This window comes from Capnocytophaga sp. (assembly GCF_030532915.1).
Taxonomy (GTDB): Bacteria; Bacteroidota; Bacteroidia; order Flavobacteriales; family Flavobacteriaceae; genus Capnocytophaga.
In genome coordinates, this window is record NZ_JAUNKD010000023.1 from 33,176 (window position 1) to 41,078 (window position 7,903).

Below are 7,903 nucleotides of genomic sequence, written 5' to 3' on the forward strand. Positions count from 1 at the left end.
GCACAATGAAATTTATTATCAGAGGATTTGTAACCAATAAAGAATCAGAGTTTTATTCTGATTGTGCCGATAGCTACGCTTTCAGTGAGGCAACGCATCGTTTTGCCATTTCTGATGGGGTTTCTATCTCTTTTTTCTCTGATATATGGTCGCGAATTTTGGTTGATAATTACGTAAAATCAAACGAATTGGTAGGTTCCGTTTTTGTTGAAAAATGCCAACAGCAATGGCAAGAAAAAATAGAAACCATTGTGCAAAAGCCTGACGTGAAATGGTTTGTGAAATCAAAATACAGCAAAAAAGATTTTGCAGCGGCTACTTTTGTGGGGTTGGAATTTTTGCAGACCGAAAACAAATGGCGCGCCCAATTCATCGGCGATAGCTTTTTATTTTTTATACCGAAACATTGCATCTATTTTGAAGGAGTTATAAAATATCCTTCGCAAACGAATTTTATTTTTGATAATTACCCGAATTATTTGGCAAGTATTGAAAATAACCATCGTGGTGAGTGGCATATATCTGAAAACGAAGAAATTACCGAAGGGACTTTTGTTTTAATGACCGATGCCCTTTCGGAGTGGTTTATCAAGGAGTTGAAAAAAGACGTTAAAAAAGCCGTTGCAACGCTTGCCGCTATTGAAAATCAGGAGCAATTTGCCCAAATCATACAAACACAACGAGAAGAAAATACTTTGAAAAATGATGATTCCACTTTTTTGATGGTTGAAGTGGTTGATAATCAGACGGAAGAATTTACGCACGAGGTGGTACACTTTACCGATTTGCGAAAAATGACCACAAACACGGCGCGGGAAAAACAAAAAAATCAGTACGAAACCATAAATTTTACGGAAAACCAGTCCAACATATTTGACAAGTTTTAAGAAATGGCAACAAGTATGCAAAATATCGTAACTTCGGTTAAGAATCTGAAAACGTTTCTTAAAGTTCCTGATTTACAGGGGGCTGTTGCCGTGAAAAAAAACAACGGGCAACCGTTTTGTTATACGGGTGGGTTTAATATGGTTTTCCAGCTTGAGCATCAAGGACAGAAATGGGCTTTTCGGGTGTGGCACGTTCCGTTTGGGGCGGATAAAGAGCGATTTCAAAAAATAGCTAATTATTTAAAAACTAAAAACTTACCTTATTTCGCAACGTTTATCTACGATGCAAACGGATTGTTGGTAAACGGAAAATTGCAAGATACCATACGAATGGAATGGCTCGAAGGAACGCTTCTGAAAGATTTTTTGCGTGAAAACCTATATAATAAGGAAGCGTTGTTTGCATTTGCCGAAAAATTTAAGCAAATGACCCAAGTGCTTCACAAAAACCAAATTTCGCACGGTGATTTACAACACGGAAACATACTGATAGACAGCGATAATAGCATTAAGCTGGTTGATTATGATTCGGTTTGTATTCCTGAAATTGAAGGTGAAGAAGAAATTGTTTCGGGTTTGAAGGGCTATCAGCATCCGTCACGTTTTCAGACCAAAAAAACGTCATTAACGGCTGATTATTTCTCTGAAATGGTAATTTATTTGTCCGTTTTGGCATTGATTGAAAATCCTGATTTGTGGGAAAAATACCAATTGGAAGACAGTGAATATTTATTGTTTTCCGAATCGGATTTTGTAAACTTCAAACAATCAGAAGTTTATAAAGATTTGCAGCAGCTCTCGCCAATGGTTCGGAATTTGGCTTTTGTTTTTGATGTTTACACCCGAAACGCAAATTATTTGACCATCCACCCGATGGAGGATTATCGGTTTTTGAATTTAAATGCGAAGGTAAAACACGAAATTTTGACTTTCATGCCCGATATTCCGCATCCGCTGATGATTCAGTTTGCAACAAGCCGAACCAAAATTTTAGAAGGCGATACCGTTGAACTTTCGTGGAAGGTAAAAAACGCTTCAAAAGTCTATCTGTCAGATAGTTTTGAAGATTTAAGCAAACTGGCTGACAATCAATCTGATTCATTGTCTACGGTGGCTACACGGGGCGTTGTTCAAAAAAGTCCTACTGAATCAACGGTTTATGTGCTTTATTGTGAGCCGTTACAAAGTATTGATAGTCAAGGTGTTCAGCCGTTTCAAATTGTAGATGTGGAAGTGTTCCCAAGACCTGAAATCCGTAATTTTGGTTCAAGTGAGGCACACATACGGCAAGGTGAATCGGTGTTTTTGAATTGGCATATTGAAAATGCCAAAAAGGTATATATCTGGTCAGGAGGGGTTTGTAATACTGTTAAAAGTCAAGATAAAATCGAAATTCAGCTTTCGCGAACCACCAAATATAAATTGGAAGTGCTTGCCTTAGATGGTGAAACTACCATTGAAAAGGAGATTGAAATTTCGGTTCATAATAAAGTTCAAATAATTGATTTTGAGCTTGTTTATGGAGATGTTGCAAAAGAAGAACCGGCTGTAAAACTTCGTTGGAATGTATTGAACGCTTCCGAAATTATTCTAAAATCAAATAAAGCACCCGACCAAGACGTGTCGGCATTGAAAGAACTTGTTATCACTCCGGCTAAAAAAGCAAAATATTGGATAGAGGCTCGCAATCAGTGTTTTGAAACCAAAAGTGAAAAATTGATTGTTGAATCACACACTTCGATTGCCTCTAAAAAATGGTTTGTTTTTTAATGAAGGAGAAAAACTTCAATAATCATACAACTTAAAAAATAATTACAACAAATTTTATTAACAAATGACAGAGAAGAAACATTATACGGGGCTTTCACAGGCGCAAGTGCTTGAAAGTCGTCAGAAATTTGGAAGCAACACCCTCACTTCGGTGGAAGGCGAACCGCTCTGGAAGCAGTTTTTGGAAAAATTTTCCGACCCTATCATCGTTATCTTATTGGTGGCATTGGTGGCATCTTTCGGGGTATCGCTTTACGAATTTTTTGCGCACGAAACGGGTTTTCGCGTATTTTTAGAGCCTGTCGGTATTTTGTTTGCTATCTTTTTGGCAACGGGCGTAGCCTTTTATTTTGAACTGAAAGCTAACAAACAGTTTGAAATTCTTAATAAAGTCAATGACGATATTTATTACAAAGTGATTCGTGATGAGCAAGTTACGCAAGTTCTTAAAAATGACATTGTTGTAGGAGATATCGTTATTTTGGAAACGGGAGAAGAAATTCCCGCTGATGGTCAGTTACTTGAAGCTATCTCATTGCAAGTCAATGAATCAACCCTTACCGGAGAGCCAGTGGTTCAAAAAACAACCCGCCCCGAAGAGTTTGAAAGCGAGGCAACTTATCCTTCAAATTATATCTGTCGAGGCACCTCAATTGTAGATGGACATTGTATTTACAAAGTAGAAAAGGTGGGCGACCATACCGAATACGGCAAAGTGTTTGAAGGTGTGCAGATTGATAATTCCATAAAAACACCTCTTAATGAGCAACTTGACCGATTGGCAAGCATTATTACCAAGGTAAGTTACGGTATTGCGCTTTTGGTAATTGTGGGGCGTTTAGTGGTTTATTTTTCAAATCCTGTGAATTCACCTGTTGATTGGATTCTTTTTGGAGGTTATCTGCTTAATACAGTGATGATTGCCATTACAATTATCGTGGTTGCCGTTCCCGAAGGTTTGCCGATGAGCGTAACCCTCAGTTTGGCGTACAGTATGCGTAGTATGATGGCTACCAATAATTTAGTTCGAAAAATGCACGCTTGTGAAACAATGGGGGCTACCACGGTGATTTGTACCGACAAAACGGGAACGCTCACTCAAAACCAGATGAAGATTTATGAAGTGTTTTTTCCTGATTTTAAAGGATTTGGAACTGACCTGCTTTCACAAATCATAGCCGAATCAATGGCGGTAAATTCCACGGCGTATATTGATTTTTCAGAAAAAGAAAAACCCAAAGTGCTTGGAAACCCAACCGAAGGAGCGCTACTTTTATGGCTTGACCAACAAGGAAAAAATTACCTTCCGTTTCGTGAAAATGTGCATATAATCAATCAATTAACATTTTCAACCGAACGAAAATATATGGCAACACTGGTTAAATCGCCGGTTTTGGGTAAAACGATTTTGTACGTGAAAGGAGCGCCCGAAATTGTGATGACTTTTTGTCAAAATGCTAATAATCAGCTTAATTCTGCCCTGCCTCAAAATGAATACGAAGAAAAATTACGGCAATATCAGTCGCAAGCAATGCGTACCATTGGTTTTGCCTATAAAGAGTTTGATGAAAATACGGTGGTGTTTGAAAACGGAAAACTGGCGGTTGCAGATTTGCATTTCATCGGGATTACGGCCATTAGTGACCCGGTTCGTGATGATGTTCCTGAATCGATTAAGGAGTGTTTAAATGCCGGTATTCAAGTGAAAATAGTAACGGGAGACACTTCCGGAACTGCCAAAGAAATCGCCCGACAAATTGGGCTTTGGGACGAAAGTTGCTCGGATAAAAATCTGATGACGGGCGTTGAATTTGCTGCAATGAACGATGCGGAACTCACCCAACGATTGGCAGATTTGCGGGTGCTTTCAAGGGCAAGACCACTTGATAAAGCTCGGTTAGTTAACCTGTTACAGCAAAAAGGAGAGGTGGTTGCCGTTACCGGTGATGGCACCAATGATGCGCCGGCACTCAAAGCGGCTCAGGTGGGGCTTTCAATGGGTGACGGTACTTCGGTAGCCAAAGAAGCCAGTGATATTACCATTTTGGATAATTCGTTTAGCAGTATCGGGAAAGCAGTGATGTGGGGTCGGTCGTTATATCTTAATATTCAGCGATTTATCCTTTTTCAGATGACTATTAATGTGGTGGCGTGTATCATCGTGCTTATTGGTGCGTTTTTGGGGGTAACTTCGCCTTTAACGGTAACGCAAATGCTTTGGGTGAACCTCATAATGGATACGTTTGCGGCTTTGGCGCTGGCTTCGTTGCCACCTAACAAGCAGGTAATGAACGACAAACCGCGGGAAAGAGGCGCTAATATCGTAACGCCCGTAATGGCACGAGCCATTTTTGGGGTGGGAGGCTTTTTTGTGATTATCCTTTTTGGATTGATGCAATATTTTAAAAATGAAACGGTTACCACACTTGCTGATTTTTCGTTGAGTGCTTATTTTTCGCATTTTTTCCATTTCGGGGAAGCCAAAGAAGGACTTTCGCCTTATGAATTGTCGTTGTTCTTTTCCGTTTTTGTGATGCTTCAATTTTGGAATATGTTTAACGCAAAGGCTTATTACACAGGTAAAAGCGCTTTTTCACATTTATCAAAAAGTCAAGGATTTATGCTCATTGCCGTTGCCATTGTTGCGGGACAAATTGCCATAACCACTTTCGGAGGCGTGATGTTCAGCGTTGTACCTTTAAAAATCCAAGATTGGTTAATAATCATAGGTGTAACCGGCATTGTTTTGCTTTTAGGAGAAGTACAACGACTTTTTGGTTTTTTGGGGCGAAAATAAAAACTTAAAATCTTTGTTTTTTTCATAAAATTACTTTTAGATTGAAAGAAAATAATCGGTTGCAAATCATTATTTTATCTTTAAAAACGTAAAATAATAGCGTTAAAATTGCGGTTTGAAAATCTTATATTTTTCTTAAAAAAAATTGAGATGTGAATTTAATTACTATCTTTGCCTCCGAATTTAAAATTTAATAAGTGAGAAGTCCTCTTTTGCCAGTAATCAATTTGTTAGTTGATGGATGTAAAGATGCCTTCTTTTTTTAAGGTAGTTGTATAATAAAATTACAATGTGATATGAATAGAAAAGAAAAAACAATGAAAATGTTGCGCCACTTTTTTAGAGGCTTTGTGGTGGTAACAATATTGACAGCTACAATATCGTTGGCAAGCTGTTCAAAATCAGATGATTTAGAGGTGATTGAAAAACAATCACAGACTAACAACGAAACTCCGAATAACGGAGATTCAAACAATGGGAATACCGATAACGGAGATTCAAATAATGGGGATACCGATAACGGAGGTTCTGATAACGGAAATTCCAATGGCGATGCAGGCACAAACACCGATGAAACTGCCGGCGTTAAATTCATAGAAGGAGGTACTTTTTGGATGGGAAGCATTGCCGAGCAAGACAAATATTCAGAAAGTGATGAGCGTCCGCGTCATAAAGTAACCTTAAGCAGTTTTAAAGTAACTGTTTATGAGATTACTAATGAGCAATATGCTAAATTCTTAACTGAAAAAGGAAACCAAGTGGAAGACGGCAGAAAATGGTATCAAGGTTCTGATATTGAGCAAAAAGCTGACGGATTCGCAGCAAAAGCCGGCAGAGAAAACTACCCTGTGGTGAATGTTTCTTGGTACGGAGCTAATGCGTATGCCCAATGGGTTGGCGGGAAATTGCCTACCGAAGCACAGTTTGAGTACCTTTTAAGAGAAGGAAATACCGTTAAAAACGCTGACGGAACTGTTGGAAATCAAGGTGTTTATGCTGATTCTGACGGAACAGGAAATGATATGGTTGACTATGCTTGGTTCAGAAATAACTCAGGAGGCAAGTTGCACGAAATCGGGCAAAGAAAGTCCAATAAATTAGGGTTGTATGACGTTAATGGAAATGCTTGGGAATGGGTTGCTGATTGGTACGCTCGTTACTCAACTGAAGATCAGGTTGATCCGGTAGGGGCTACTGGTGGTACGTATCGTATACGTCGCGGAGCAAGTTTCTCTTGCACACACGACAAAACCCGAATCGCCAACCGTGGAACATATACGGCACGCGACGGACGTAATAATATGACGTTCAGAGTTGTTTTCCCAGTGGATAAAAAATAAATCACATAATAAAATTAAAAATGTCCTTGTCAATTTTTTGACAAGGACATTTTTTTTTGCATAGATTTGTGTTGTTACAATCACATTGGCACACTAAAAAAATAGATTTCGCGTGGTTGTATTCAAAAATAAATTCGTACATTCGCCTAAAAATCAGAAGTGGTAATTTATGGGAAGTCAAGTAAATATCAAGCTGAATAAGATGCTAAGAAAAGCATTGCGTATATTGCTGTTGTGCCTGTTTTGTACGGAAACAGGGTAGGGGCAGTATGTCAATGTTAAAATAATAAAGGATGCTCATACGAGATTTTTTGATATGTTCGATACTGGTGAAATTCCAAAGGAAGATTTAGATAAAAATATGTATTTGATTTATGGAGTTTTCAATTTGGATGATAGAGGATGGCATCAGGTGAACAATGGGACTGCATCTTCGTTTTTTCTGAATAATTGCGAAGATAAAAGTGATGTAAGAGAAGTAACAACTTATCAATATGGGAATACAAGCTACTCTTTTTGGGGATACAAAGAAGTGGAGAAAAACCTATATATTGAAGCAGACGGAACTTATGAAAGATTTCAAGAACCAAGTGTGGTAATGCATCATAAATTTTGTGAGCGTATTCCTGCGAGTAATTTTGTTTTCGTGTATCATTCAGAACACTATAATATTGACTGTTTTTCAATTCCTTTACACATTCCTTTGAAAACAGACTTGATAGACAAGAAAAATAACATATATAATGGTTATTTGCCTATCAATGAAAAAATTAATATTTACGGAAGATATTTTGATGAATTTCCTGTCAATAAAAGAAACTTTTATACTTATGAATATATGTTAGTAGGAGGACAATGGAAGGAGATGAAAAATCAACCAATCATTAATAGTGAGGAAAATGAAACTTCTGTAATAAGCATTTCCGCCACGGATTTATTTGGCAGTGAGCAGGAGGCTAAGAATCACATAGGTAAAAAAGTTCAGATACGAGTAGTTTCAAAATATCAAGGGCAATACCTCTCTTGGTCTGAGCCCACGCAACCTTTAACGATAGCTCCTTCTGCTCCAACTTTGAGTTACAGTTTATCGGCTTTGGCTTGTTCTTATG

The 7,903-nt window shown here is 38.2% G+C and carries 5 protein-coding genes; all 5 read left to right on the forward strand.

All coding sequences use genetic code 11. From position 1 onward, the window contains the following. Positions 1–5 precede the first annotated feature (5 nt). The gene (locus Q4D72_RS08290; RefSeq protein ID WP_303077367.1) at positions 6–887 is read left to right on the forward strand and encodes a hypothetical protein; all 882 of its coding nucleotides are present in this window, start codon (positions 6–8) and stop codon (positions 885–887) included. A gap of 3 nt (positions 888–890) precedes the next feature. Then, complete coding sequence (locus Q4D72_RS08295) at positions 891–2,657, forward strand: protein kinase (RefSeq protein WP_303077368.1); 1,767 nt, start codon at positions 891–893, stop codon at positions 2,655–2,657. Positions 2,658–2,721: 64 nt separating this feature from the next. Further along, positions 2,722–5,454, forward strand: coding sequence for a calcium-translocating P-type ATPase, PMCA-type (locus Q4D72_RS08300; protein ID WP_303077369.1), 2,733 nt, complete (start codon positions 2,722–2,724; stop codon positions 5,452–5,454). A 296-nt stretch (positions 5,455–5,750) separates the two neighbouring features. Further along, positions 5,751–6,794, forward strand: coding sequence for an SUMF1/EgtB/PvdO family nonheme iron enzyme (locus Q4D72_RS08305; protein ID WP_303077370.1), 1,044 nt, complete (start codon positions 5,751–5,753; stop codon positions 6,792–6,794). A 316-nt stretch (positions 6,795–7,110) separates the two neighbouring features. After that, the coding region (locus tag Q4D72_RS08310; RefSeq protein ID WP_303077371.1) for a hypothetical protein at positions 7,111–7,903 on the forward strand (793 nt) is incomplete at its 3' end.